Below are 24,245 nucleotides of genomic sequence, written 5' to 3' on the forward strand. Positions count from 1 at the left end.
CGCCCCTCGCAAAGCCCTGACGAGACGCCTGATGAGCAAGATGACCCTGACACTGGCTTTGGCACTGGCCCTCGCTGCGCCTGTTGCCCTGGCGCAGCCCGAGCGAAACCAGAAGATGGACACCTCGCTGCTGCAACGCCAGGACCTGGCCTACCGCTTCACCCAACTCGACCTGGACTCGGCCGACGGCAAACGCCATTACCGCTTGTGGGTCGGCCAGCCAAACCTCCCGGCGCCAGCATCGGGGTACCCGGTGCTGTGGATGCTTGATGGCAATGCCGCGATCGGCGCGCTGGACAGCCAGCAACTGGACAAGCTCGCCGCCGGCCAGGCGCCCCTGCTGGTGGCCGTGGGGTACCAGACCGAACAGCGTATCGAGCGCACCGGGCGTACCTATGACTACACCCCGGCATTACCTGGGCAGGCGGAACAACGTGACCCACTGACCGGGGAGCCCAGCGGTGGCGTGGACGCGTTTCTTGACCTGCTGACCGAACGCATGCGGCCGATGGTGGCCGGGCTGGCCCCCATCGACGTGCAACGGCAGACGCTGTGGGGCCATTCCTACGGTGGGTTGGCTGTGCTGCATGCGCTGTTCACCCGCCCCGGGGCATTCAGTGATTATGCGGCGGCAAGCCCTTCGCTGTGGTGGCATGACGGCGCAATCGTGAGCGAGGCGCAGGGGCTTGAGCAGCGCTTGGGAAGCAGCCGACCGCGGTTGTTGCTGATGCGTGGCGGTGATGAGCCGGCGAACCCGCGCATGCCGGTGCAAGGGGATGGGGAGCGGCCGGCACGTGAGCTGGTGACAGACCTGGCCAGGGTGCCAGGGTTGCAGGTGCGGTTCGAGCGGTTTGCCGGGTTGGGGCATGGGCCGATGTTGCCGGCTTCGTTGAAGCGGGTGATTGAAGGGATGTCGCGGTAAGCCTGTGCGGGCCTCTTCGCGGGCATGCCCGCTCCCACAGGCCCTGCGCTGCCCTTGAGTTCACGCTGTATCTGTGGGAGCGGGCGTGCCCGCGAAGGGGCCCGCACAGGCAGCACGCTTGTCAGCCTTTCACCCACGACCTGCCGTAGCCAAAGGTCGTAGGGCCACGGGTTGCAAACAGGGTAGCCCTGTGCGGTATGCTTGGCCGGTCTTCAGGGCGGGGTGAAAGTCCCCACCGGCGGTAAATCGAAAGATGAGCCCGCGAGCGCCCCGGCCATGCCGGGGGTCAGCAGATCTGGTGCAACTCCAGAGCCGACGGTCATAGTCCGGATGAAAGAAGGCGTCAGGCAGGGGCCATTCGGGCGCCCCTGCGCGCGCATTTTGTTCGCCCCGAGACGTTCATCGATCATTCACGAGGAGCGTTTCATGTCCACCCTTCAACACCCGCAATACCCCAATGTTTCCGCTGCCATCGCCGCCTTCAAGGCCGGGCGCCCTGTGCTGTTGCTCGACGATGACGACCGCGAGGACGAAGCAGACATCATTGCCGCCGCCGAGAACATCACGCTGCAGACCATGGCCATGATGATTCGCGATTGCAGCGGCATCGTGTGCCTGTGCCTGGACGAAGCCACCGTCGACGCGTTGCAGCTGGCGCCCATGGTGCAGAACAACCAGGCCCGCCACGGCACTGGCTTTACCGTCACCATCGAGGCGGCCGAAGGTATCACCACCGGCGTTTGCGCCCAGGACCGCATCACCACCATTGGCGCGGCATTGCGCTCCAGCGCCGAACAGCGCCATATCGTCAGCCCGGGGCATGTGTTCCCGCTGCGCGCCCTCAATGGCGGGGTACTGACCCGTCGTGGGCACACCGAAGGCTCGGTGGACCTCGCCCGCCTGGCAGGCCTGCGACCGGCTGCGGTGCTGTGCGAGCTGATGAACCCCGATGGCAGCATGGCCCGTGGCGAGCAGGTAGCGGTGTATGCGCGGCAGTACAATTTGCCGGTGCTGACCATCGAGGAACTGGCGCGGTACCGTGAGGCAATGGTGGAGCGGCAAGCAGAGCCTGCCTGATAGACCACCTCTCGGCCATTCGCGGGCTTGCCCGCTCCCACAGGTACATCACCACCTTCAAGACCTATGGTGTACATGTGGGAGCGGGCGAGCCCGCGAAAGGGCCCTTCAAACCCATCTCAATGCCCCTGAAGTTTGCTCCCCCCGCCCCGCTCTGCTAGTGTCGCGCCGTTCTGAATGCCACCGAGACAGTCGCCATGGCCCGCAAAAAAGCCTCCCTCGATTTCGAGCAATCCCTCGCAGACCTGCAAGCACTGGTCGAGCGCCTGGAGAACGGCGAGTTGTCGCTGGAAGAGTCGCTGGCCGCCTTCGAGCAAGGCATCGCCCTGACCCGTGATTGCCAGGGTGCCCTGGCCCAGGCCGAACAGAAGGTGCAAATCCTGCTGGAGCGTGATGGTGAGCTGGCTGCACAGCCCTTCGACGCGGAGCCGGAAGCATGATCGGCACCTACCAGGCCAATTGCCAGGCGCGGGTCGACGCTGCCCTCGAACCGCTGTTCGTCGCCCCATCCAAAGAGCTGCAACGCCTTTACGCCGCCATGCGCTACAGCGTGATGAACGGCGGCAAGCGTGTACGCCCATTGCTGGCCTATGCGGCCTGCGAAGCCTTGGGTGCCCCAGCCGAACACGCCAACGGCGCGGCCTGCGCGGTCGAGTTGATCCACGCTTATTCGCTGGTGCATGACGACCTGCCGGCCATGGACGACGACGACTTGCGTCGCGGCCAGCCTACTACCCACAAAGCGTTCGACGAGGCCTGCGCCATCCTCGCGGGCGACGGCCTGCAAAGCCTGGCGTTCAGCGCCCTGCTCGACCCACGCCTGAGCCCGCAGGCCGACAGCATTCGCCTGGCCATGGTCCAGGCCTTGGCGAAAGCTGCCGGCCCGGCAGGCATGGTCGGCGGCCAGGCCATCGACCTCGGCTCGGTGGGGCTGAAGCTGGACCAGCAGGCACTGGAATTCATGCACCGGCACAAAACCGGCGCGCTGATCGAAGCCAGCGTACGTCTCGGTGCCCTGGCCAGTGCCCGTGCCGAGCAGGCGCAGCTGGATGCCTTGCAGGTGTATGCACAGGCCATCGGCCTGGCATTCCAGGTACAGGACGACATCCTCGACGTGGAAAGCGATACCGCTACCCTGGGCAAACGCCAGGGTGCTGACATAGCTCGTGACAAACCCACCTACCCGGCACTGCTGGGGCTGGAAGCGGCCAAGGCCTATGCCAGCGAACTGCGCGACCAGGCGCTGGTCGCACTGGATGGGTTCGGTGAAAAGGCCGAACCGCTGCGGGCGCTGGCGCGTTACATCGTCGAACGCCGCAACTGATTTGATTGGGGCCGCTGTGCGGCCCTTCGCGGGCACGCCCGCTCCCACAAGGTTTCACAGCACTCAAGGCCAGTGAGGCTCCTGTGGGAGCGGGCGTGCCCGCGAAGGGCTGCAACACCCGTCTGAATGGGCAGTATTTCCTACAATGGGGTAAACTGCCGCGTCTTCACACACCTATAACGACTCGCCTGATGCCCACGACGTTTCAAGAGATCCCCCGCGAACGCCCGGTCACGCCGTTGCTCGACCGCGCTGACACGCCCGCTGGCCTGCGCCGGCTGGCCGAAGCCGACCTGGAGACCCTGGCCGACGAACTGCGCCAGGAACTGCTCTACACCGTGGGTCAGACCGGTGGGCATTTTGGTGCCGGCCTGGGCGTAATCGAGCTGACCATCGCCCTGCACTACGTGTTCGACACCCCGGACGACCGACTGGTGTGGGACGTGGGCCACCAGGCCTACCCGCACAAGATCCTCACCGGGCGCCGTAACCGTATGCTCAGCCTGCGCCAGAAAGACGGCATCGCCGCCTTCCCGCGCCGCAGCGAGAGCGAGTACGACACCTTTGGCGTCGGCCACTCCAGCACCTCGATCAGTGCCGCGCTGGGCATGGCCATTGCCGCCCGCCTGCAAAACAGCGCTCGCAAGTCGATCGCGGTGATCGGTGATGGCGCGCTGACTGCCGGCATGGCCTTCGAGGCGTTGAACCACGCCCAGGAAGTCAACGCCGACATGCTGGTGATCCTCAACGACAACGACATGTCGATTTCGCGCAATGTCGGCGGCCTGTCCAACTACTTGGCCAAGATCCTCTCCAGCCGCACCTACGCGAGCATGCGCGAGGGCAGCAAGAAGGTGCTGTCGCGCCTGCCCGGCGCCTGGGAAATTGCCCGCCGCACCGAAGAGTACGCCAAGGGCATGCTGGTGCCGGGTACGCTGTTCGAAGAGCTGGGCTGGAACTACATTGGCCCGATCGACGGCCACGATCTGCCGACCATGATCGCCACCCTGCGCAACATGCGCGACCTGAAAGGCCCGCAGTTCCTGCACGTGGTGACCAAGAAAGGCAAGGGCTTCGCTCCGGCCGAAGTCGACCCGATCGGTTACCACGCCATCACCAAGCTGGAGCCGGCCGACAAGCCTGCCGCGCCGAAAAAAGCCAGCGGGCCGAAGTATTCCGCCGTGTTCGGCCAGTGGCTGTGCGACATGGCCGCCGCCGACAACCGCCTGGTGGGTATTACCCCGGCGATGAAGGAAGGTTCGGACCTGGTCGACTTCAGCGAGCGCTACCCGGAGCGTTACTTCGACGTGGCGATTGCCGAGCAGCATGCCGTGACCCTGGCGGCCGGCATGGCCTGCGAGGGCAGCAAGCCGGTGGTGGCGATCTACTCCACGTTCCTGCAACGCGCCTATGACCAGCTGATCCACGATGTGGCGGTACAGAACCTCGACGTGCTGTTCGCCATCGACCGTGCCGGCCTGGTCGGCGAAGACGGCCCGACCCACGCGGGCAGCTACGACCTGTCGTACCTGCGCTGCATCCCGGGCATGCTGGTGATGACCCCTAGCGACGAGAACGAGCTGCGCAAGATGCTCAGCACCGGCCACCTCTACAACGGCCCGGCAGCCGTGCGCTACCCGCGTGGCACCGGCCCGAATGCGCCGATCAGCGGCGACCTTGAGCCGCTGGAAATCGGCAAGGGCGTGGTTCGCCGCCAAGGCGAGAAAGTCGCCCTGCTGGTGTTTGGCGTGCAACTGGCCGAGGCCATGCAGGTGGCCGAGCAGATCAATGCCACGGTGGTCGACATGCGGTTCGTCAAACCATTGGACGAAGCGTTGGTGCTGGAGCTGGCTGGCAGTCATGAGCTGCTGGTGACCATTGAAGAGAACGCCATCATGGGTGGCGCGGGTGCAGCGGTGGGTGAGTTCCTGGCCGGCCAGGCAGTGCTCAAGCCACTGCTGCACCTGGGCTTGCCCGACATCTATGTCGAGCATGCCAAGCCTGCGCAAATGCTGGCCGAGTGTGGGCTGGATGCGGCCGGGATCGAGGCTTCGGTAAAGGCCCGCATGGCCAAGCTCGGCCTGTAAATTTTGGGGCCGCTTTGCGGCCCATCGCGACACAAGGCCGCTCCTACACAGGAACGCGCATTCCTGTAGGAGCGGCCTTGTGTCGCGATCGAGGGCGCAGCCCTCGCAAAATGGTACTACTGATGAAATCCCCAGCCTTTGCCACCCTGCTCTGCCTCCCGCTGCCGCTACTGGCCGCCGAACGAGACGACGCCCTCAAGCTCCCCGACGTACTGATCAGCGCCAGCCGCCAGGTCGAGTCGCGCTCTGCCACCAGCGCCGCCAATACCGCCTTCACCCGTACCGACATCGACCGCCTGCAACCCACCAGCGTCACCGACCTGCTCAGCCGCGTACCTGGCGTGCAAGTGGCGCCTACCGGTGGCCGTGGCAGCCTGCCCGGCATCTTCATCCGTGGCACCAAGGCCGCACAAAGCCTGGTGCTGGTCGATGGCGTGCGCATTGCCAACGCCACGTCCGGCGACAGCGGCCTGCAGTTTCTCGACGTGGACCAGATCGAACGGGTCGAAGTACTGCGCGGCTCGCGCTCGGCGGTGTATGGCAGCGACGCCATTGGCGGGGTGATCCAGATCTTCACCCGCCGCAGCAACGGTCCCGGCCTGCAGCCCCGCCTGCGCCTGGCGGCGGGCAGCAACCAGACGTTCCAGCGCAGCCTTGGGCTTTCTGGAGGTGATGGCCAAACCCGGTTCAACCTTGGCGCCAGCCTGGATGAAACTGCCGGCATCGACTCGACCGGGCCGTCCTTCGCCAGCGATGGCGACCACGATGCCTATCGCAACAAGTCGCTGAACCTGAGCCTGAGCCATACCTTCGGCGAACGCTTCGAGGCCGGCCTGAACCTGCTCGACAGCCGTGGCCGCAGCGAGTACGACAACCCGTTCGGTGGCTTCGACCCGGTCACCTTCGAAAGCTTCGGGCAAAAGCCATACACCGATTTCAGCGTCAGCAGCCTGGGCAGCTACTTCGATGCCCAACTCACCGACGCCTGGCATTCGCGACTGGAACTGGCCCACAGCGAGAACCGCGACGACAAGCGCGACAAGCTCAGCGCCGAACGCTTCGTGTTCAATACCTACCGTGATCAGGTCACCTGGCAGAACGACCTGGCATTGGGCGAGCATCACAGCCTGCTGCTGGGGGGCGACTGGTATGAAGACCGTGTGCACGCCAGCACCGACTTCACCGAAGACAGCCGCTGGAACCGTGCCGTCTTCGTCCAGCATCGTTACCAAGGCGAGCAGTTTTCCACCGAAGTGGGCGTGCGCCATGACCGTAACCAGCAATTCGGCGGCCAGACCACCTGGAGCGGCAGCCTGACCGTACCGTTGAACGCGCAGAACGATGTGCTGCTGTCCTACAGCGAAGGCTTCCGGGCGCCGACCTTCAATGACCTGTATTACCCCCAGTTCAGCAACCCGGACCTGGACCCCGAGCACTCCAGAAGTTACGAGCTGCAATGGCGTAGCCAGCTGACGGCGGACAGCCGCCTGGAAACCTCGTTGTACCGCACCGACCTGCGCGATGCGATCGTGTTTGGCCAGGACTCGATACCTCGCAACGTCGCCTCGGCGCGTATCAACGGCTTCGAAATGGCCTTGGCGCAACAATGGGGCGCCTGGCACAGCCAGCTGGGTCTGGCAATGATCGACCCGCGTGACCGCGACAGCGGGCACACCCTCGCCCGCCGTGCCCGCCGCACATTGAGCCTGGACCTGGACCGTGAACTGGGGCGCTTTACCGTGGGGGCAAGCTGGCAAGCGGTCAGCGGCAGCTATGACGATGAGGCGAACCGCAACCGCATCGGCGGTTACGGCGTGCTTGGCTTGCGCGGTGGCTGGGCAGCCACGGATGAGCTGAAACTGGAAGCGAAGCTGGATAACCTGCTGGACCACACTCAGAGCCGCGCCCTTTACAGCTACGAGGGTGACTACCACCCCTACCGAGAGGAAGGCCGCACGCTGTTGTTCAGCGTTACCTGGACGCCGGCGCTTTAGCCGCAAGCAACGCGCACAAGCGGGCGGTGGCTTCGATCATCTGCCCGCTGGGCCGCTCAAGGCCTTTGTCGGGCACCACCAGCAAACGGCCATCGGCAACCGCTCGCAGTTGCGGCCAGGCCTTCCAGCTCGCCAACTGCGCTTGATCGCCAGCCAGGATGACCTGCGGGTTGCGCAGCAGCACAGACTCCACATTCACCTGCGGCGCCGGTTGGCTGAGGTCGGCGAACACATTGCGCGCCCCGCACACGACCAAGGCATCGCTCACCACCTGCCGGCCACCCAGGGTGTACAACGGCTGGTCCCACACCTGATAGAACACCTGCAAGGGCTCTTCACGCCGGTACTGTTCGCGCAACTGCCGCAGCCGTGCCCGTAGGCCCTGGGCGTACTGATGGCCTTGTTCGGCACGGCCGATACGCTCGGCGATGGCTTCGATCTGCGCGATCAACTGGTCGATGTCATGGGGTTCTGCACTGAATGTGGCGATGCCCAGGCGCTTGAGCTGGTCGCGCTGGGCAGGTGGCACGCTGCCCGGCCAGAGCAGCAGCAAGTCGGGGTGCAGGCTGAGCAGGCGCTCCATGTTCAGTTGCCCCTGATGCCCGACCGAGGGCAGGTCGCGCAGCGCTGCCGGCCGCTCGCCACCGTCGAGTACGCCCACCAGCAGGTCGTCGGCCTGCAGTTCGAGCATGATTTCAGTCATCGAGGGCGCCAGGCTGACCACCCGCAGGGGGTCAGCGGCCAGCGCGGTGCAGGCGAACAGCGCCAGCAGGCCTGGCAGCAGGCGCATCAGCCGAGCTGGCGCGGAATGCGATAGAGGTACAGCACCACCACGGTAGACAGTGCCAGCAGGATTTGCGGCACCGCCTCAAGGCCGACCAGCACCGACAGTGCAGCGACCCAGGCCGGGAAGCAGGCGTATAGCATGGCCATGCGCCGTACCCGTGCCAGCTCGATCCAGGCAGCAGGCTCTTCAGCGCTGCCCAGCACCTTGGAGGTAGCGATCAACGCCCGCTTGTAGGCACCGAAGCGCGGCAGGCTGAGGAACATGGTCGCCGCGCCAGCGATGAACAGCGGCATGGCCAACACCGGGATCAATGCGTCACCACCACCAAATGCCCAGGCCATAACCGGCAACGGTACAAGGCCTACCGCCAGGTATTGCCACCAGGCCAGTGCCAGGCGCCGCTTGACCTCGGCGCGGGTCACGCCTGCGGCGCCTCGCCCTGGTGTTCGTTGCCGAGCATGTGGCCCAGTTTGCCGGCCTTGGTCGCCAGGTAGTAGCGGTTGTGCGGGTTGTGACCGGTATGCAGCGGCACACGTTCGGCAACCACGATGTTCATGTCGGTCAGGGCTTTGACCTTGCGCGGGTTGTTGGTCATCAGGCGCAGCGATTTCACACCCAGGTGCTCCAGCATCGGCAGGCACATGGCGTAGTCACGCTGGTCGGCGGCAAAGCCCAGGCGTTCATTGGCTTCGACAGTATCGGCACCACCATCCTGCAGCTCGTAGGCGCGGATCTTGTTCAACAGGCCAATGCCGCGGCCTTCCTGACGCAGGTAAAGCAATACGCCACGGCCTTCACGGGCAATGGCCTGCAATGCGGCTTCCAGCTGCGAACCGCAGTCGCAGCGCTGGCTGAACAGGGCATCGCCGGTCAGGCACTCGGAGTGCAGGCGCCCCAGCACCGGCTGGCCGTCCGCGATGTCACCCAGGCTGAGCACTACGTGCTCACGGCCAGTGGCTTCGTCGAGGAAGCCATGCATGGTGAAGGTCGCAAAGGGAGTCGGGAGTTTAGAGGCGGCAACAAAGACGACGGGCACGTTGTGCTCCTGGAATAAGTTGAAAATTTCTCGTGGGCCGATTGTATCAGCAGGTTGCGCCATGTGGGCTGGCTGAATACGGTGGGTTAAGATCGAAAAGTTCGATGCTTAGTTGAGATGGTTGTTCGGCTCTCAGACCTGCACGAATCCCTGTGGGAGAACTGTCTTGCTCAATTTCTAAAAGCTGGCGCGAACCTCTGTGGGAGCGGGCTTGCCCGCGAACACCGGCAAAGCCGGTGCCATCCACTGCGCTGCCTGATTCGCGGGCGCGCCCGCTCCCACAGGGAACTGCGCCATGCCGCATGAATGTCTGTTTAATGGGGCTTGCTGTCCGCCGTGAACGGATACGGCTGCTTCCAATGCTCGAAAATCGGCTTCAGCTCGCCACTGCGCACCAGTTCGGCCATGCGTTTGTCGAACAGGTCGCTCAGGGCTTTGGCCTCGGCGTTACGGGTAAAGGCCAGGTACAACGGCAACTCGGCCACATGCGTACGGCGGAAGCGCTCAGGCTGGGTGCTCTGGCCGAGCACGTAGTCGACCTCGGTCAACGCATCGATATAGAAGTCCACCCGGTCATGCTCAAGCATCGGCAAGATGCCCTCGCGCCGCTGGACTTCCCGGAAGTCATGCACATTGGGCAGGTAGCTGCCGTAGTCGTAGCCGCGTACCCAGGCCAGGCGATACTTGCCCACATTCTCCGGGGTGGGCACTGGCTTGCTGGCCAGCCCCAAGGCGTAGATATGGTCCATGTCGAAGTGCCAACGCGGGTACAGGTTGTCTTCGTTCTCGTCCTTGTACGAGCCCACCCAGGCATCCGCCTCGCCCCGTTTCACCAAACCGACTGCCCGGCTGTAGGGCGCACTCTGGGTCACCACCTTGACCCCGGCCGGTTCGAACACCTTGCGCAGTACGTCCCAGGCCACCCCGGTACCGTCGGCGTTGGTATAGTCGAGCCATTCTTCACTGACCAGGTGTATCTGCTTTGGCACACCGTCAGCAGCTGTCACCCATGGTGCAACGCTCAACAGCATTGCCAGCAGCACAGTCCTTATGGCCATTCACGCGCTCCTTGTTCAGGCAACCGCCCACACCAGAACCTGCATGCCCAGCCAGGCAAATACGCCGGCCAGGATATCGTCGAGCATGATGCCGACGCCCCCGTGCACATGGCGGTCGATCCAGCGGATCGGCCATGGCTTGAGGATGTCGAAGAAGCGGAACATCAGGAACCCCGCCAGCAACCACTGCCAGCCTTCCGGCACCAGCCAGAGGGTGATCCACATGCCGACAATCTCGTCCCAGACAATGCCTTCATGATCGTGTACGCGCAAGTCATTGGCGACTTTGCCACACAGCCAGAAGCCAAACAGCATGCTGACGCCGAGCAACAGCCAGTAACCCCAGTCGGGCAGCATCTGCCACAACGGGATGAACGGTATCGCTACCAGCGAGCCCCAGGTACCCGGGGCCTTGGGCAAGGTGCCCGAACCGAAGCCGAACGCGATGAAGTGCCACGGGTTGCGCCAGACCGAAGGCGGAACGAACTCCGCAGGCACCTGATTGGGGTGATCGGTCACGGTGTCTCCCTAAAGTGTTGATAGCCCCGCTGAACGGGGGTGATGTCCTGGCCCTGAGCGTCGCGCAAGGTCACGCCCTGCCCTTCGAGCACACGGCCAATGGTATGCACCTCGATGAAACCAAGGTCAGCCAACGGCGCAAGCGCCTCAGGCGCCAGTGTGAAGGCCAGTACGTAATCGTCGCCGCCAGCAAGGGCGGCCTGCACCGCTGCTTCACGCCCAAGGAACGCCTCTACAGCAGGAGACACTGGCACCTGGGCCAGGTTCACCTCCAGCGCCACGCCGGACGCCTTGGCGATATGCCCGCAATCAGCGAGCAGGCCATCGGAGATATCCAGCGCCGCCGTGGCCCGGCCACGCAGCAGCGCGCCAAGGGTGAGCTGCGGCATTGGCGACCAGTAATGGGCCAGCAGCGGTTCGGCCTGCCCGGCAGGCGCCTCGCGTTCGCCCAACACCAGCGGCAACGCGCCGGCCGCCTTGCCAAGTACACCACCGACGCACAACAAGTCGCCCGGCCGAGCACCACTACGGCGCAACGCCTGGCCTGCTGGCACGCGGCCGAACACGGTAATGGTGATACTCAGCGGGCCCCGGGTGGTGTCCCCCCCGATCAGGCTCATGCGGCAACAGTGGGCCATGCGGCTGAGGCCATCGGCATAGGCCGCCAGCCAGTCGGGGCCAACGTCAGGCAGGGTCAGGGCGAGGGTGAAGCCGATCGCAGTCGCGCCCATGGCGGCCAGGTCACTGGCGGCCACGGCCAACGAACGCTGGCCAAGCAGCAGCGGGTCGCAAACAGTGGGAAAATGCACCCCGGCCACCAGGGTGTCGGTCGACACCGCCAGTTGCTCACCGGGAGGCAGCTGCAGCAGGGCGCAGTCGTCGCCGATCCCCAGGGCCACGCCCTCGCCGCCCTGCGCACAGGGCGCGGCGGCGAAGTAATGGTTGATCAGCTCGAACTCACCCATGGGCAGCTAGCGCCGGAATCAGCGCTTGTTCGCCTTGACTTCTGCTTCACGCAGGGCCGGGGCGAGCTTGTCCAGCACACCGTTGACGAACTTGTGGCCATCGGTGGCACCGAAGACCTTGGCCAGTTCCACACCTTCGTTGATCACAACGCGGTACGGCACATCGACGCGCTTGATCAGTTCCCAGGTGGACAGGCGCAGCACGGCCAGTTCGACCGGGTCGAGCTCTTCCAGTGCGATGGTCATGCAAGGCACCAGCGCCTTGTCGATTTCGCCCTTGATTGCCGGAACCCCATGCAGGATCTCGCGGAAGTAGGCACCGTCGACATCGGTGAAATCGTTATCGACCCGGAACTGCGCTTCGATCTCGTTCAACGAATGCTGGGCCATGTGCCACTGGTAGAGGGCCTGGGTCGCGAGCTTGCGGGCTTCGCGGCGCTTGGCGCTCTTCGAGGGCTTGCCGGCATCCGCAGGTTTTTGATCGCGCGGGTTGAAACGATCGCTTTCGTCGCTAATCACTTGGCCTCCAACTGCGCCAGCAGGCTGACCATTTCCAGGGCGGACAGGGCAGCTTCACCGCCTTTGTTGCCAGCCTTGGTGCCGGAACGCTCGATGGCTTGCTCGATGGAGTCGACGGTCAGCACGCCGAAGGCCACCGGAACACCGAACTCCATGGACACCTGGGCCAGGCCCTTGGTGCATTCGCCTGCCACGTATTCAAAGTGCGGGGTACCACCACGGATCACGGCGCCCAGGGCGATGATCGCGTCGTAGGCGCCTTGCTGGGCGACCTTCTGTGCTACCAGCGGGATTTCGAACGCACCTGGGGCACGGATGATGGTGATGTCGCTTTCGCTGACACCGTGGCGAACCAGGGTATCAACGGCACCGCTTACCAGGCTTTCGACAACGAAGCTGTTGAAGCGGCCAACCACCAAAGCATAGCGACCTTTGGGGGCGATGAAGGTACCTTCGATGGTCTTCAGGGTCATTCCGATATTCTCATCTTCAAGAGCGAGGCCGCATACAAGCGGCCTCGACAGGGGTCTGGACTCGAGCAGAGGGCGTCAATGCCGCCTCAAGTCACTCGGAGGGCACGTATTCTACAACTTCCAGATCGAATCCGGATATCGCGTTGAACTTCATCGGCGAACTCATCAGGCGCATCTTGCGCACACCGAGGTCCCGCAGGATCTGCGAACCAGCACCCACGGTGCTGTAGGTGGTCGGTGCCTTGGCCGGTGCATCGCCCGCGCTTTCACGGATATGCGCCAGCAGCACATCGCCGTCCAGCGGGTGACCCAGCAGCAATACCACGCCGCTGCCGGCCTCGGCCACGGCGGCCATGGCCGCACGCAGGCTCCAGCGGCCGGGTTGCTTGACCAGCAGCAGGTCGCGCAACGGGTCCATGTTATGCACACGCACCAGGGTCGGCTCTTCGGCGCAGATCTTGCCCAGGGTCAGGGCCATGTGCACGTCGCCTTCCACCGCGTCGCGGTAGGTGACCAGGTTGAATTCACCCAGCTCACTTTCCACCGGCTGTTCGGAAACGCGCTGCACGGTGCGCTCGTGGATCATGCGGTAGTGGATCAGGTCGGCGATGGTGCCGATTTTCAGGCCGTGCTCGGCGGCGAACACTTCCAGCTCGGCACGGCGCGACATGGTGCCGTCGTCGTTCATCACTTCGCAGATCACGCCGCTTGGCTCGAAACCGGCCATGCGCGCCAGGTCGCAGGCAGCTTCGGTGTGGCCGGCGCGGGCCAGGGTACCGCCAGGCTGGGCCATCAGCGGGAAGATATGGCCGGGGCTGACGATGTCATCGGCCTTGGCATCCTTGGCAGCCGCAGCCTGCACGGTGCGGGCGCGGTCGGCGGCGGAAATGCCGGTGGTGACGCCTTCGGCGGCTTCGATCGACACAGTGAACTTGGTGCCGAAGCCCGAGCCGTTGCGCGGCGCCATCAGTGGCAGCTTCAGCGTTTCGCAACGCTCGCGGGTCATCGGCATGCAGATCAGGCCGCGGGCGTGCTTGGCCATGAAGTTGATGTGCTCAGGCAGGCAGCACTCGGCTGCCATGATGATATCGCCTTCGTTCTCGCGGTCTTCGTCATCCATGAGGATGACCATTTTGCCCTGGCGGATGTCTTCGACCAGTTCTTCGATGCTGTTGAGCGCCACGCGGCACCCCCTTCTCAATCAGGATTTCAAGAAGCCGTTGGCGGCCAGGAAGCTTTCGGTAATGCCACTGCCCTTGCTCGGTGCCGCGGCCTTGTCACCCAGCAGCAAGCGCTCCAGGTAACGGGCCAGCAGGTCGACCTCAAGGTTTACCCGACGCCCTGCGCGGTAGTCGGCCATGATGGTTTCGGACAGGGTGTGCGGGACAATGGTCAGCTCGAACTCGGCGCCATTGACCTCATTGACCGTCAGGCTGGTGCCGTCGACGGTGATCGAACCCTTGTGGGCGATGTACTTGGCCAGTTCCTTGGGTGCACGCACCCGGAACTGGATGGCGCGGGCGTTATCGCTGCGCGAGATGATTTCGCCGACCCCGTCGACATGGCCGCTGACCAGGTGACCACCCAGGCGGGTGGTAGGGGTGAGGGCCTTTTCCAGGTTGACCTTGCTGCCGCTCTTGAGGTCGATGAACGCGGTGCGCTTGAGGGTTTCGACGCTGACGTCGGCCCAGAAGCCGTCGCCCGGCAGTTCGACGGCGGTCAGGCACACACCGTTGACGGCAATGCTGTCGCCGAGCTTGACGTCACCCAGGTCGAGCTTGCCGGTTTCGACGTAGACGCGCACGTCGCCACCCTTGGGGATGAGGCTGCGGATAGTGCCGATGGATTCGATGATGCCGGTGAACATGGGGTCTTCCTCAAAAACGGTTTGCGCAAGGCAAGCCCGGCATTATACGCCGGGCGCCGGCAGGGGGATGGCTGTGACCCGCCAGTCATCGCCCACTGCGCGCATTTCGGTAATTTTCAGCCGCGGTGCTTCGCTCATCTTGTCCAGCGGCCAGTCCAGCAACGGGCGGGCGTTGGAGCCGAGGAAGGTGCCGGCGACGAACAGCTGGTACTCGTCGACCAAGCCATGCCGGGCGAAGGCGCCGACCAGGCCGGCACCGGCTTCCAGCAGGATTTCGTTGACGCCGCGGGCTGCCAGGGCTTGCAGCAGCGCAGGCAAGTCGACCTGGCCATTGTCGCCCGGCAGGCTGAGCAGCTCGTGGCCGGCAGCGGCATAGCCCGGGTCATCTGCGACAGCGGTCACCACCAGTGCCGGGCCGGCCTGGAAGAACGGCGCATCCAGGGGCAGGCGCAAACGGCCATCGACCAGCACACGCAGGGGCGTGCGGCTGAGTGCCAATGTGGTGGTTTCGGCATCCAGGCCCAGTTCGGCGCCACGGACGGTCATGCGTGCATTGTCGGCCAGCACGCTCGCAGCACTGGTGAGCACCACGCTGGAGCGGGCGCGCAGGCGTTGCACCGCCGAACGGGCAGCCGGGCCGGTGATCCACTGGCTTTCGCCACTGGCCATGGCGGTGCGGCCATCCAGGCTCATGGCCAGTTTGGCGCGCACGAACGGCAGGCCATGCTCCATGCGCTTGAGAAAGCCCGGGTTGAGCGCCCGCGCCTCGGCTTCGAGCACGCCGCTGGCCACTTCGATGCCGGCCTCGGCCAAACGCCGCAGGCCCTGCCCCGCCACTTGCGGGTTGGGGTCCTGCATGGCGGCGACTACCCGCGCCACGCCGGCATTGACCAGTGCTTCTGCACACGGCGGCGTGCGGCCATGGTGGCTGCACGGCTCAAGGGTGACGTAGGCGCAGGCGCCGCGTGCCCGTTCACCGGCCTGGCGCAAGGCATGCACTTCGGCATGCGGCTCGCCAGCGCGCACGTGCCAGCCTTCGCCGACCACTTCGCCATCGCGCACGATCACGCAGCCTACGCGTGGGTTGGGGTGGGTGGTGTACAGGCCCTTGCGCGCCAGTTCCAGTGCGCGGGCCATGTAGTGGGCGTCAAGGATGGCGGCTTGGCTGGGCATGTTCACTCTTTAGCCGGCTCACGGGCCAGGCGGTCGATTTCTTCGCGGAACTCGTCCAGGTCCTGGAAGCGCCGGTACACCGAGGCAAAGCGGATATAGGCCACTTCATCGAGCTTGCGCAGCTCGGCCATGACCATTTCACCCACCACCAGCGATTTCACTTCGCGCTCACCCGTGGCGCGCAGGCGGCTTTTGATGTGCGCCAGCGCCGCTTCCAGGCGCTCGACACTGACCGGGCGCTTTTCCAGGGCCCGTTGCATGCCGGCGCGCAGCTTGTCTTCGTCGAAGGGCTGGCGTGTGCCGTCCTGCTTGATCAGCCGGGGCAGCACCAGCTCGGCGGTTTCGAAGGTGGTGAAGCGCTCGCCACAGGCCACGCATTCGCGGCGGCGGCGCACCTGCTCGCCCTCGGCGACGAGGCGAGAGTCGATGACCTTGGTGTCGTTGGCACCGCAAAAGGGACAGTGCATGGTGGCAGGCAACAAAAAAAGGGAGGGCCATGGTAGCGCATTGCACTGGCAAGACAAGCCAAAGGGGTTAACATCCATGGGAAATCTGCCCGTGAAGGACTCCCCCATGCACTACCGAGCGCTCGTCGTGCTGTGCTGCGCCGCCCTGCTCGCCGCCTGCGGCAGCGACAGGCCGAAAACCGATACTCCCGCGGCGCCCGCGCCAACCCGCTCGGCCAAACCGGCCGAAGTACTGGGCCCGCTGCCGGCCTACCAGCGTGAACTGAGCGGCACCTTGCTGGAAATACCGGCCGGCGCCGACGTGGAACTGGCCTTGCTGGTCATCGACGAACGCGACCGCCCGCAACGCCTGCTGGCCAGCAGCAACCTGACCGGCACCGGCCAGGCCCTGCCCTACCACCTGCGCTTCAACCCCGAGGCCTTCCCGGCCGGCGCGCGGGTCGAGCTGCGTGGCCGCGCCAGCAGCTCCGGCCAGCTGATCATGCACTTGCCACCCGTGCGCATCACCCAGGCCCAGACCCAGGCCACCGGCCCGCTTCGTTTCGAGAAGGCGCCTTAAGTGGCGCCGCTTGCCCTGCAACAGGCCCTCAGCGGCCTGATCGGCGAAGCGCGGCTGGTGGTCAGCGAGCTTCCAGGCTGCAACCTGAAGCTGTGGCTGATCGACGACCAGAACATGGACCGCGCCTTCAGCAGCGAAGAGACCCGGCGCATTCTTGAAGAGCCGCCGTACTGGAGTTTTTGCTGGGCCAGTGGCCTGGCCATGGCCCGCTACCTGGCCGAGCGCCCGGAATGGGTGGCCGGCAAGCGCGTACTGGACTTTGGCGCCGGCTCCGGTATCGCCGGCATTGCCGCCGCGCGCGCCGGCGCATTGGAGGTGGTGGCCTGCGACCTCGACCCATTGGCCCTTGATGCTTGCCGCGCCAATGCGGCACTGAATGGTGTAGAGCTGAGCTACAGCAGCGATTTCTTCGCCGAAGCCGACCGCTTCGACCTGATCCTGGTTGCCGATGTGCTGTACGACCGCGCCAACCTACCGCTGCTGGATGCCTTCCTCGGCCGTGGCCGCCAGGCACTGGTGGCCGACTCGCGGGTACGCGACTTCAGCCACCCGCTGTACCGGCAACTGGGCGTGCTCGAAGCGCTGACTTTGCCTGACTTGGCCGAGCCGCACGAATTCCGCCGGGTCAGCCTGTACCACGCCAGCCGCGACGCCTTATAGTGGTGCCATACATGAGTTTGCGAGAGTCGCGATGACCCAAGACACGCCTTACATTTTCGACGCTACCGACGCCACCTTCCAGCAACTGGTGATCGAGAACTCCTTCCACAAGCCGGTGCTGGTGGACTTCTGGGCCGAGTGGTGCGCGCCGTGCAAGGCACTGATGCCACTGCTGGCGAAGATTGCCGAGGGTTACCAGGGCGAGCTGTTGCTGGCCAAGATCAACTGCGACGTGGAGCAGCAGGTGGTTGCCCAGTTCGGCATCCGCAGCCTGCCGACCGTGGTGCTGTTCAAGGACGGCCAGCCGGTGGACGGCTTTGCCGGTGCCCAGCCGGAGTCAGCGATCCGCGCCATGCTCGAGCCGCATGTGCAAATGCCTGCCGCCCCCACCGCATCGCCGCTGGACCAGGCCAAGGCGCTGTTTGCCGAAAGCCGCTTTGCCGAGGCCGAAGCGCTGTTGCAGGCACTGCTGGGTGAAGACAACAGCAATGCCGAAGCGCTGATCCTGTATGCCCGCTGCCTGGCCGAGCGTGGTGAGCTGGGCGAGGCTCAGGTGGTACTGGATGCGGTCAAGACTGATGAGCACAAGGCCGCGCTGGCCGGTGCCAAGGCCCAGCTGACGTTCCTGCGTCAGGCAGCCAGCCTGCCGGAAGTGGCGGACCTGAAAAGCCGCTTGGCGCAAAACCCGCAAGATGATGAAGCGGCTTACCAGCTGAGCATTCAGCAACTGGCGCGCCAGCAGTATGAAGCGGCGCTGGATGGGCTGCTGAAGCTGTTCCAGCGTAACCGTGGGTATGAGAACGGGCTGCCGCAGAAAGCGTTGCTGCAGGTGTTCGAGTTGCTGGGTGGTGATCACCCGCTGGTTGGGGTTTACCGGCGCAAGCTGTCGGCGGCCCTGTTCTGAGAATGCCGGGGCCGCTTCGCGGCCCATCGCGACGCAAGGCCGCTCCTACAGGGATCGCGTGAGGCTGGTGATTGCACGATCCTTGTAGGAGCGGCCTTGCGTCGCGATGGGCTGCAAAGCAGCCCCAAATTCCTGGCCCTCTCACCCCAACCAGTGATAAACCGGCGCATCCACGCCACTTTCCACCTTCACATCACTGCTGTGCCGCAAGCGCACCAGCAACCGCTTGCCCGCCGCCGTGCTCCCCGCCAGCCCTTCCAGCCGGTCCAGCAACTCCGGCCCGCTCATCTGCCCGGCAAGGCGCAATACATCACGCGCTGCAGTCCACTGCCCGTCATCCTGGCGCGGCGCCGCCACGGTTTGCGTTGCTGCGGTCTGCGCTACCACCGGTACATCAATCTGCCGCCCCAGCTGCGCCCACTCTTCAGGCGCCAGCTCGATGGTCAGGTCGACCGGCCACTCACCAATCTGTCCACGAATCCTCATGATGCATTCCTTGAACCCAGGTCAATGCACCCATGCTACCGCAACATGAAACCTTCGCCACACAGGCTGGCGGCACGCAGAAAAGTTGTTATAACATAACTCAACTTTCAGCCCGTTACCGGAGTCGTCCATGCGTCGTCTGCTGCTCGCCCTGCCCTTCGCCTTGCTGCCACTGGCCATGGCCCATGCTCACGATGACCATGATCACGACCACGCCCATGGCACCCTTGGCGCCCATGAGCATGGCGTGGCCAAGCTCAACGTGGTGCTCGACGGCAACACGCTGGAGCTGGAACTGGACAGCCCGGCGATGAACCTGGTCGGCTTCGAACACGCCGCCAGCAGCGATGCTGACAAAGCCAAGGTCGCCGCCGTACGCCAGCAGCTCGAACAACCGCTGAAGCTGTTCGGCCTTACTGCTGCCGCAGGCTGTAAAGAGGACCAGCAGGAACTTGAAAGCCCGCTGTTTGGTGACGCCCCGAAAGCCGACGACGATGGCGACGAACATGAGCACGGCCACCAGCACAGCGACATCGGCGCTCACTACCAACTGACCTGCGCCAACCCCGACAAATTGGCGCAGGTAGACCTTGCACCGCTGTTCAAGGCCTTCCCGGCCACCCAGAAGATCAACGTGCAGCTGATCGGCCCTAACGGCCAGAAAGGCGTGGAAACCACGCCAGCCAAGGCAGCGGTCGCTTTCTGAATGAGCCAGCCGTTGATCGAACTGCATGACCTGGTGTTCGCCTGGCCAGGCCAGCCGCCGCTGCTGGATATTCCGGCCTTCCACCTGGACGCCGGCGAAGCGCTGTTCCTGAAGGGCCCCAGCGGTAGTGGCAAAACCACCTTGCTGGGCCTGCTGGGCGGCGTGAACGTGCCGGCGCAGGGTCGCATCCAGTTGCTCGGCCAGAACCTGGGCAGCCTGGGCCAGGGTGCCCGTGACCGCTTCCGGGTCGATCACACAGGTTACATCTTCCAGCAGTTCAACCTGCTGCCGTTCCTGTCGGTACGTGAAAACGTCGAGTTGCCCTGTCGCTTCTCGCACAGCCGCAAGGCTCGCGCCGAGCAGCGTCATGGCAGCGTCGACCAGGCAGCCAGCCTGCTGCTGGCCCACCTGGGGCTGGACGACCCCGCCCTGCTCGCCCGCCGCGCCGATAGCCTGTCGATCGGCCAGCAGCAGCGGGTGGCCGCCGCCCGCGCGCTGATCGGCCAGCCCGAGCTGGTCATTGCCGACGAACCCACCTCGGCACTGGACGCCGATACCCGTGAAGCATTCATTCGCCTGCTGTTCGATGAATGCCGGGCCGCCGGTGCCAGCCTGCTGTTCGTCAGCCATGACCAGAGCCTGGCGCCACTGTTCGACCGCCACCTTTCCCTGGCCGAACTCAACCGCGCCGCCAAGCCCCGGGAGGCCTGATGTACCTGCTCCGCCTTGCCCTGGCCAGCCTGGCCAACCGCCGTTTCACCGCCTTCCTCACCGCGTTTGCCATCGCCCTGTCGGTGTGCCTGCTGCTGGCCGTGGAGCGCGTTCGCACCGAAGCCCGCGCCAGCTTCGCCAGCACCATCAGCGGTACCGACCTGATCGTCGGCGCCCGCTCCGGCTCGGTGAACCTGCTGCTGTATTCGGTGTTTCGCATTGGCAACGCGACCAACAACATCCGCTGGGACAGCTTCCAGCACTATGCACAGGACCCACGGGTGAAATGGGCAATTCCCATTTCGCTGGGTGACTCGCACCGTGGCTATCGGGTGATGGGGACCACCACCGATTACTTCAGCCATTACCAGTACGGCCGCAAGCAACATCTGCAGCTGAGCCAGGGCCGTGAATTCGCCAGCGACCCGTTCGAGGTGGTACTGGGCGCAGAAGTGGCCGATGCGTTGCACTACAAGCTGGGTGACAAGCTGGTGCTGGCCCATGGCGTGGCGGCGATCAGCCTGGTGAAGCACGACGACAAGCCGTTCACCGTGGTGGGTGTGCTCAAGCGCACCGGCACACCGGTGGACCGCACCCTGCATATCAGCCTGGGCGGCATGGAGGCCATCCATATCGACTGGCACAACGGTGTGCCGGCCCGTGGCGCCGGGCGCATCAGTGCCGAGCAGGCACGTACGATGGACCTGCAACCTGCCGCCATCACCGCCTTCATGCTGGGCCTGAACAACAAGATCGCGACGTTCAGCCTGCAGCGGGAGATCAACGAGTACCGCAGCGAGCCGTTACTGGCGATCCTGCCTGGGGTGGCACTGCAAGAACTGTGGAGCCTGATGGGCACTGCGGAACAGGCGTTGTTCGTGGTGTCTTTGTTCGTGGTGCTGACCGGCTTGATCGGCATGCTCACGGCGATTCTCACCAGCCTCAACGAGCGCCGGCGGGAAATGGCGATCTTGCGGTCGGTCGGCGCCAGGCCGTGGCATATTGCAGGGCTACTGGTGCTGGAAGCGCTGTCGCTGGCGGCGGTGGGGATCGTGGCCGGGCTGGGGTTGCTGTATGCCGGTATCGCCCTGGCGCAGGGGTATGTGCAGGCCAACTATGGTTTGTACCTGCCACTGGCGCTGCCGAGCGCTCATGAATGGACTTTGCTGGCTATCATCCTGGGGGCTGCGTTGCTGATGGGTAGCGTGCCGGCGTGGCGGGCCTACAGGCAGTCGCTGGCCGATGGCCTGTCCATACATCTCTGAGTTCCAGTAATGATCCAGTACCTCACTGCCTTCTTCGCGGGCACGCCCGCTCCCACAGGAACTCCCACAGCCTTCGAACCTTGCGCAGGACCTGTGGGAGCGGGCGTGCCCGCGAAGAGGCCGGCAACGCAGATGCTACTGGCCCTGCTGTTGCTGATAGCAATGCCTCTGTGGGCCGCCGAACCCAAGGAGCTGGACTGGCCTGCCCTGATCCCCGAAGGCGCGCCGGTCATCCCGCCACAACTGGCGCCACTGCACGACATGTCACAGCTCAGCAATGCCTTGTCTGCCGAGTCCGCCCCACCCGCACGCCAGCAAGCGCCCGACGCACCGGTGGTCAAAAGCCTCGACGGCCAGCAAATCAAGTTACCCGGCTACATCGTGCCACTGGAGGTGAGCGAAGAAGGCCGCACCACCGAATTCCTGCTGGTGCCTTACTACGGCGCGTGCATCCACGTGCCGCCACCACCTTCAAACCAGATCGTGCATATTTTCAGCGAAATGGGCGTGCGCGTCGAAGACCTCTACCAGCCCTACTGGATCGAGGGAAAGATGCAGGTTAGAGCCTCCAGCAGCGAACTGGCCGATGCCGGCTACCAGATGGAAGCCGAGAAAATATACGCTTATGAGCTGAAATGAGAACCGCTTCGAATTTGTAACGCCGCTTCTTTGAGCTGGGTCAAACAATCCGTTTAGACAGCTCCGTACCATTGGACTACTCGATTAATAACGTCCTTTGGGAGCTTCCATGAACAAGTCTTTGCTCGGCGCCTCGCTTGTGGCCCTTGCCCTCGCCGCCCCTGCCGCCCACGCCTACCAGGCGGGGGACATGATCTTGCGCGCAGGCGCCATCACCACCGCCCCGAACGAGAGCAGCGGCGACCTCAAGTTCGACGGCAACAAGGTGTCGGGCACCAAGGCGACCCTGGACAGCGACACCCAGCTGGGCCTGACCTTTGCCTACATGCTCACCGACCACATCGGCCTGGAGCTGCTGGCAGCCACCCCGTTCAAGCATACCGTCGGCGTTAAAGGCCTGGGTGGCGGGTTGGACGGCAAGCTGGCAGACATCAAGCAACTGCCACCGACCCTGTCGCTGCAGTACTACCCGATGGAGCCGAACTCGCGCTTCCAGCCGTATGCCGGCGTGGGTATCAACTACACCCTGTTCTTTGACGAAGACCTGAGCAGCGCGCGCAAGCAACAAGGCTTCAGCAACCTCAAGCTGCAAGATTCGGTGGGTATTGCCGGCCAGTTGGGCATGGACTACATGCTGACGGAAAACCTGCTGGTCAACGCCTCGGTCTGGTATGTCGACATCGACACCAAGGCCAGCGTCAATGGCCCGACCGCGCTGGGCTACAGCAAGACTAAAGTCGACGTCGACGTCGACCCATGGGTGTACATGGTCGGCCTTGGCTACAAGTTCTGACCGGAACATTGAAGGGCGGCCCCAGCCGCCCTTTCCCGTCGCAGCCGCAGCCAGTAGCCCAGCGCGACCGCACTGATGGCCATGCCAAGCCCGCACACCGCCGCCCAACCCCACCGGGCATACACCCAACTCGCCAGCACTGCACCCACGCCGCTACCAACCGAGTAGCAGCACATGTAGGCACCTATCAAGCGGCTGGCCATCGCGCCACGCCCTGCCAGCAACAGGCTCTGGTTGGTGACATGCACCGCCTGCACGGCAAAGTCCAGCATCAGCACACCCATCACGAAGGCCAGCAGCGAATGCTCGACGAACGCCGCGGGCAGCCACGACAGCGTTAGCAGCGCCAGCGCCAACCCGGTTGTGCGCTCACCGCGCCCCATGTCAGCCAAGCGCCCGGCACGCGAAGCCGCCAACGTACCCGCAACACCTGCCAGGCCGAACAGGCCGATCTCGGTATGGCTCAAGGCCAATGGCGCGGCGCTGAGCGGCATGACCATGGCACTCCACAACACGCTGAACGCGGCGAAGATCAACACGCCGAACAATCCACGCTCGCGCAGCAGCCTGTCGTGCCGGTACAAGTGGAGCTGGGAAACGATCAGCTCTCGGTAGCCAGGCCGCTGCGCCAACGGCTGCCCGCCTGGCAAACAGCGCCACAGCACCAGGGCCAGCGCCAGCAACAGCCCGGCGGCAATCAGATAGACACTGCGCCAGCCGGCCAGGTCAGCCAGCCCACCCGCCACCAGGCGCGCCAACAGAATGCCCAGCACAATGCCGCTGGTAACGGTGCCTACAGCTTGCCCTTGCTCACCGGGTGAGGCCAGGCTGGCAGCATGCGCCACCATCACTTGCACCATGACGGCCATCAACCCAGTAATGGCCAATGCCAGCAGCAACAGCCCCCAACTCGGCGCCATGCCCACGCCGACCAGTGCCAGCGTGGAGAACAGCAACTGGCCCAGCAGCAAGCGTTTTCGGTCGATCAGGTCTCCCAGCGGGACAATCAGCAGCAGCCCCAGGGCATATCCAGCCTGGGTCGCGCCGACTACCCAGCCAATCTGCTGCCGTGCCACTCCCAGCTCGTCGGCAATCGATTCGAGCAAAGGCTGGGCGAAGTACACGGTCGCCACTGCCATGGCACTGGTGACGGCAAGTAGCAGGGTTATCCAGCGTGTCATCGGGTTGGCCTCGCCAATGTGGTTTCGAATTAAAACCAGTTATGGCTATTTAGCAAATGTGGTTTTAATCTGC

At 64.5% G+C, this 24,245-nt stretch carries 28 protein-coding genes and 1 riboswitch; of the genes, 14 read left to right on the forward strand and 14 right to left on the reverse strand.

The features are described 5' to 3' along the window. The first annotated feature begins 31 nt into the window (after positions 1-31). The 6 genes from ACQKPZ_RS15285 (at position 32) to ACQKPZ_RS15310 (ending at position 7,404) form a co-directional block, all read left to right on the forward strand. Complete coding sequence (locus tag ACQKPZ_RS15285) at positions 32-922, forward strand: alpha/beta hydrolase (RefSeq protein WP_427539444.1); 891 nt, start codon at positions 32-34, stop codon at positions 920-922. A gap of 204 nt (positions 923-1,126) precedes the next feature. Then, positions 1,127-1,268, forward strand: a riboswitch (FMN riboswitch). Positions 1,269-1,348: 80 nt separating this feature from the next. After that, on the forward strand, positions 1,349-1,999 hold the full coding sequence (ribB, locus tag ACQKPZ_RS15290) for a 3,4-dihydroxy-2-butanone-4-phosphate synthase (protein WP_427539447.1): 651 nt from the start codon (positions 1,349-1,351) through the stop codon (positions 1,997-1,999). Between the two features lie 197 nt (positions 2,000-2,196). After that, the gene (locus tag ACQKPZ_RS15295; protein ID WP_003255380.1) at positions 2,197-2,439 is read left to right on the forward strand and encodes an exodeoxyribonuclease VII small subunit; all 243 of its coding nucleotides are present in this window, start codon (positions 2,197-2,199) and stop codon (positions 2,437-2,439) included. Beyond that, entirely contained in the window at positions 2,436-3,323 is an 888-nt protein-coding gene (ispA, locus tag ACQKPZ_RS15300) for a (2E,6E)-farnesyl diphosphate synthase (protein ID WP_427539450.1), read from the forward strand. Before ACQKPZ_RS15295 ends, ispA begins: the two co-directional genes overlap by 4 nt. A 191-nt stretch (positions 3,324-3,514) precedes the next feature. Then, the gene (gene dxs, locus ACQKPZ_RS15305; protein WP_427539453.1) at positions 3,515-5,410 is read left to right on the forward strand and encodes a 1-deoxy-D-xylulose-5-phosphate synthase; all 1,896 of its coding nucleotides are present in this window, start codon (positions 3,515-3,517) and stop codon (positions 5,408-5,410) included. A gap of 122 nt (positions 5,411-5,532) precedes the next feature. After that, positions 5,533-7,404: a TonB-dependent receptor domain-containing protein gene (locus ACQKPZ_RS15310; RefSeq protein WP_427539456.1), complete on the forward strand. Its 1,872-nt coding sequence runs from the start codon at positions 5,533-5,535 to the stop codon at positions 7,402-7,404. On the opposite strand, the gene ACQKPZ_RS15315 is transcribed toward ACQKPZ_RS15310, so the two are convergent. From ACQKPZ_RS15315 to nrdR, 12 genes are all read right to left on the reverse strand, one after another. Next, positions 7,382-8,194 carry a cobalamin-binding protein gene (locus ACQKPZ_RS15315; protein ID WP_427539459.1) on the reverse strand — a complete coding sequence of 271 codons (813 nt, stop codon included), beginning with the start codon at positions 8,192-8,194 and terminating at the stop codon, positions 7,382-7,384. The two genes, ACQKPZ_RS15310 and ACQKPZ_RS15315, sit on opposite strands and share 23 nt — an antisense overlap. Continuing rightward, positions 8,194-8,613, reverse strand: a complete 420-nt coding sequence (locus ACQKPZ_RS15320) for an MFS transporter (RefSeq protein WP_427539462.1) — start codon at positions 8,611-8,613, stop codon at positions 8,194-8,196. Before ACQKPZ_RS15320 ends, ACQKPZ_RS15315 begins: the two co-directional genes overlap by 1 nt. Then, complete coding sequence (gene ribA, locus ACQKPZ_RS15325) at positions 8,610-9,227, reverse strand: GTP cyclohydrolase II (RefSeq protein WP_012270291.1); 618 nt, start codon at positions 9,225-9,227, stop codon at positions 8,610-8,612. The genes ACQKPZ_RS15320 and ribA overlap by 4 nt, the downstream gene beginning before the upstream one ends. 314 nt (positions 9,228-9,541) lie before the next feature. After that, the gene (locus ACQKPZ_RS15330; protein ID WP_427539465.1) at positions 9,542-10,285 is read right to left on the reverse strand and encodes a substrate-binding periplasmic protein; all 744 of its coding nucleotides are present in this window, start codon (positions 10,283-10,285) and stop codon (positions 9,542-9,544) included. 15 nt (positions 10,286-10,300) lie between these two features. Further along, positions 10,301-10,804 carry a phosphatidylglycerophosphatase A family protein gene (locus tag ACQKPZ_RS15335; RefSeq protein ID WP_003255391.1) on the reverse strand — a complete coding sequence of 168 codons (504 nt, stop codon included), beginning with the start codon at positions 10,802-10,804 and terminating at the stop codon, positions 10,301-10,303. Beyond that, complete coding sequence (thiL, locus tag ACQKPZ_RS15340) at positions 10,801-11,769, reverse strand: thiamine-phosphate kinase (RefSeq protein WP_427539468.1); 969 nt, start codon at positions 11,767-11,769, stop codon at positions 10,801-10,803. The genes ACQKPZ_RS15335 and thiL overlap by 4 nt, the downstream gene beginning before the upstream one ends. A gap of 18 nt (positions 11,770-11,787) precedes the next feature. After that, complete coding sequence (nusB, locus tag ACQKPZ_RS15345; RefSeq protein ID WP_391131025.1) at positions 11,788-12,288, reverse strand: transcription antitermination factor NusB; 501 nt, start codon at positions 12,286-12,288, stop codon at positions 11,788-11,790. After that, positions 12,285-12,761 carry a 6,7-dimethyl-8-ribityllumazine synthase gene (ribH, locus tag ACQKPZ_RS15350; RefSeq protein WP_391131027.1) on the reverse strand — a complete coding sequence of 159 codons (477 nt, stop codon included), beginning with the start codon at positions 12,759-12,761 and terminating at the stop codon, positions 12,285-12,287. The genes nusB and ribH overlap by 4 nt, the downstream gene beginning before the upstream one ends. Positions 12,762-12,852: 91 nt before the next feature. Continuing rightward, entirely contained in the window at positions 12,853-13,944 is a 1,092-nt protein-coding gene (ribBA, locus tag ACQKPZ_RS15355) for a bifunctional 3,4-dihydroxy-2-butanone-4-phosphate synthase/GTP cyclohydrolase II (protein ID WP_391131030.1), read from the reverse strand. Between the two features lie 18 nt (positions 13,945-13,962). Continuing rightward, positions 13,963-14,628: a riboflavin synthase gene (locus tag ACQKPZ_RS15360; RefSeq protein WP_427539471.1), complete on the reverse strand. Its 666-nt coding sequence runs from the start codon at positions 14,626-14,628 to the stop codon at positions 13,963-13,965. Between the two features lie 42 nt (positions 14,629-14,670). Beyond that, positions 14,671-15,801, reverse strand: coding sequence for a bifunctional diaminohydroxyphosphoribosylaminopyrimidine deaminase/5-amino-6-(5-phosphoribosylamino)uracil reductase RibD (ribD, locus tag ACQKPZ_RS15365; protein WP_427539474.1), 1,131 nt, complete (start codon positions 15,799-15,801; stop codon positions 14,671-14,673). Between the two features lie 2 nt (positions 15,802-15,803). Then, positions 15,804-16,268, reverse strand: a complete 465-nt coding sequence (gene nrdR, locus ACQKPZ_RS15370; protein WP_009685710.1) for a transcriptional regulator NrdR — start codon at positions 16,266-16,268, stop codon at positions 15,804-15,806. Between the two features lie 106 nt (positions 16,269-16,374). Between nrdR and ACQKPZ_RS15375 the strand changes: the two genes are divergently transcribed. Genes ACQKPZ_RS15375 through trxA form a run of 3 tightly spaced genes read left to right on the forward strand, consistent with a single transcriptional unit; the run spans position 16,375 to position 18,391 of the window. Beyond that, the gene (locus tag ACQKPZ_RS15375; RefSeq protein ID WP_427539477.1) at positions 16,375-16,827 is read left to right on the forward strand and encodes a YbaY family lipoprotein; all 453 of its coding nucleotides are present in this window, start codon (positions 16,375-16,377) and stop codon (positions 16,825-16,827) included. Beyond that, a complete protein-coding gene (locus ACQKPZ_RS15380) occupies positions 16,828-17,487 on the forward strand; it encodes a class I SAM-dependent methyltransferase (protein WP_391131042.1) in 660 nt (219 codons plus the stop codon). A gap of 31 nt (positions 17,488-17,518) precedes the next feature. Continuing rightward, complete coding sequence (gene trxA, locus ACQKPZ_RS15385) at positions 17,519-18,391, forward strand: thioredoxin (protein WP_403202758.1); 873 nt, start codon at positions 17,519-17,521, stop codon at positions 18,389-18,391. 141 nt (positions 18,392-18,532) lie between these two features. On the opposite strand, the gene ACQKPZ_RS15390 is transcribed toward trxA, so the two are convergent. Further along, the gene (locus tag ACQKPZ_RS15390; RefSeq protein ID WP_427539479.1) at positions 18,533-18,877 is read right to left on the reverse strand and encodes a hypothetical protein; all 345 of its coding nucleotides are present in this window, start codon (positions 18,875-18,877) and stop codon (positions 18,533-18,535) included. Positions 18,878-19,007: 130 nt separating this feature from the next. Between ACQKPZ_RS15390 and ACQKPZ_RS15395 the strand changes: the two genes are divergently transcribed. The 5 genes from ACQKPZ_RS15395 to ACQKPZ_RS15415 all read left to right on the forward strand — a co-directional run bounded on the left by ACQKPZ_RS15395 (position 19,008) and on the right by ACQKPZ_RS15415 (position 22,991). Next, on the forward strand, positions 19,008-19,583 hold the full coding sequence (locus ACQKPZ_RS15395) for a DUF2796 domain-containing protein (protein ID WP_427539482.1): 576 nt from the start codon (positions 19,008-19,010) through the stop codon (positions 19,581-19,583). Beyond that, entirely contained in the window at positions 19,584-20,294 is a 711-nt protein-coding gene (locus ACQKPZ_RS15400) for an ABC transporter ATP-binding protein (protein WP_427539485.1), read from the forward strand. Next, the gene (locus ACQKPZ_RS15405) at positions 20,294-21,559 is read left to right on the forward strand and encodes an ABC transporter permease (RefSeq protein ID WP_391131056.1); all 1,266 of its coding nucleotides are present in this window, start codon (positions 20,294-20,296) and stop codon (positions 21,557-21,559) included. Before ACQKPZ_RS15400 ends, ACQKPZ_RS15405 begins: the two co-directional genes overlap by 1 nt. Before the next feature lie 132 nt (positions 21,560-21,691). Beyond that, entirely contained in the window at positions 21,692-22,198 is a 507-nt protein-coding gene (locus ACQKPZ_RS15410) for a DUF3299 domain-containing protein (protein WP_427539524.1), read from the forward strand. A 109-nt stretch (positions 22,199-22,307) separates the two neighbouring features. Next, entirely contained in the window at positions 22,308-22,991 is a 684-nt protein-coding gene (locus ACQKPZ_RS15415; protein ID WP_016497769.1) for an OmpW/AlkL family protein, read from the forward strand. On the opposite strand, the gene ACQKPZ_RS15420 is transcribed toward ACQKPZ_RS15415, so the two are convergent. After that, positions 22,979-24,172, reverse strand: coding sequence for an MFS transporter (locus tag ACQKPZ_RS15420; protein WP_427539488.1), 1,194 nt, complete (start codon positions 24,170-24,172; stop codon positions 22,979-22,981). The two genes, ACQKPZ_RS15415 and ACQKPZ_RS15420, sit on opposite strands and share 13 nt — an antisense overlap. Positions 24,173-24,245: the final 73 nt, after the last annotated feature.

Source organism: Pseudomonas sp. NPDC089547 (assembly GCF_050280665.1).
GTDB lineage: Bacteria > Pseudomonadota > Gammaproteobacteria > Pseudomonadales > Pseudomonadaceae > Aquipseudomonas.

What these genes read in the sequence shown, in the direction of transcription:
- ACQKPZ_RS15285 (WP_427539444.1), top strand. Translation starts at nt 32, where the DNA reads ATGAGCAAGATGACCCTGACACTGGCTTTGGCACTGGCCCTCGCTGCG.
- ribB (WP_427539447.1), top strand. Translation starts at nt 1,349, where the DNA reads ATGTCCACCCTTCAACACCCGCAATACCCCAATGTTTCCGCTGCCATC.
- ACQKPZ_RS15295 (WP_003255380.1), top strand. Translation starts at nt 2,197, where the DNA reads ATGGCCCGCAAAAAAGCCTCCCTCGATTTCGAGCAATCCCTCGCAGAC.
- ispA (WP_427539450.1), top strand. Translation starts at nt 2,436, where the DNA reads ATGATCGGCACCTACCAGGCCAATTGCCAGGCGCGGGTCGACGCTGCC.
- dxs (WP_427539453.1), top strand. Translation starts at nt 3,515, where the DNA reads ATGCCCACGACGTTTCAAGAGATCCCCCGCGAACGCCCGGTCACGCCG.
- ACQKPZ_RS15310 (WP_427539456.1), top strand. Translation starts at nt 5,533, where the DNA reads ATGAAATCCCCAGCCTTTGCCACCCTGCTCTGCCTCCCGCTGCCGCTA.
- ACQKPZ_RS15315 (WP_427539459.1), bottom strand. Translation starts at nt 8,194, where the DNA reads ATGCGCCTGCTGCCAGGCCTGCTGGCGCTGTTCGCCTGCACCGCGCTG.
- ACQKPZ_RS15330 (WP_427539465.1), bottom strand. Translation starts at nt 10,285, where the DNA reads ATGGCCATAAGGACTGTGCTGCTGGCAATGCTGTTGAGCGTTGCACCA.
- thiL (WP_427539468.1), bottom strand. Translation starts at nt 11,769, where the DNA reads ATGGGTGAGTTCGAGCTGATCAACCATTACTTCGCCGCCGCGCCCTGT.
- ribH (WP_391131027.1), bottom strand. Translation starts at nt 12,761, where the DNA reads ATGACCCTGAAGACCATCGAAGGTACCTTCATCGCCCCCAAAGGTCGC.
- ACQKPZ_RS15360 (WP_427539471.1), bottom strand. Translation starts at nt 14,628, where the DNA reads ATGTTCACCGGCATCATCGAATCCATCGGCACTATCCGCAGCCTCATC.
- ribD (WP_427539474.1), bottom strand. Translation starts at nt 15,801, where the DNA reads ATGCCCAGCCAAGCCGCCATCCTTGACGCCCACTACATGGCCCGCGCA.
- nrdR (WP_009685710.1), bottom strand. Translation starts at nt 16,268, where the DNA reads ATGCACTGTCCCTTTTGCGGTGCCAACGACACCAAGGTCATCGACTCT.
- ACQKPZ_RS15375 (WP_427539477.1), top strand. Translation starts at nt 16,375, where the DNA reads ATGCACTACCGAGCGCTCGTCGTGCTGTGCTGCGCCGCCCTGCTCGCC.
- trxA (WP_403202758.1), top strand. Translation starts at nt 17,519, where the DNA reads ATGACCCAAGACACGCCTTACATTTTCGACGCTACCGACGCCACCTTC.
- ACQKPZ_RS15390 (WP_427539479.1), bottom strand. Translation starts at nt 18,877, where the DNA reads ATGAGGATTCGTGGACAGATTGGTGAGTGGCCGGTCGACCTGACCATC.
- ACQKPZ_RS15395 (WP_427539482.1), top strand. Translation starts at nt 19,008, where the DNA reads ATGCGTCGTCTGCTGCTCGCCCTGCCCTTCGCCTTGCTGCCACTGGCC.
- ACQKPZ_RS15400 (WP_427539485.1), top strand. Translation starts at nt 19,584, where the DNA reads ATGAGCCAGCCGTTGATCGAACTGCATGACCTGGTGTTCGCCTGGCCA.
- ACQKPZ_RS15405 (WP_391131056.1), top strand. Translation starts at nt 20,294, where the DNA reads ATGTACCTGCTCCGCCTTGCCCTGGCCAGCCTGGCCAACCGCCGTTTC.
- ACQKPZ_RS15410 (WP_427539524.1), top strand. Translation starts at nt 21,692, where the DNA reads ATGCTACTGGCCCTGCTGTTGCTGATAGCAATGCCTCTGTGGGCCGCC.
- ACQKPZ_RS15415 (WP_016497769.1), top strand. Translation starts at nt 22,308, where the DNA reads ATGAACAAGTCTTTGCTCGGCGCCTCGCTTGTGGCCCTTGCCCTCGCC.
- ACQKPZ_RS15420 (WP_427539488.1), bottom strand. Translation starts at nt 24,172, where the DNA reads ATGACACGCTGGATAACCCTGCTACTTGCCGTCACCAGTGCCATGGCA.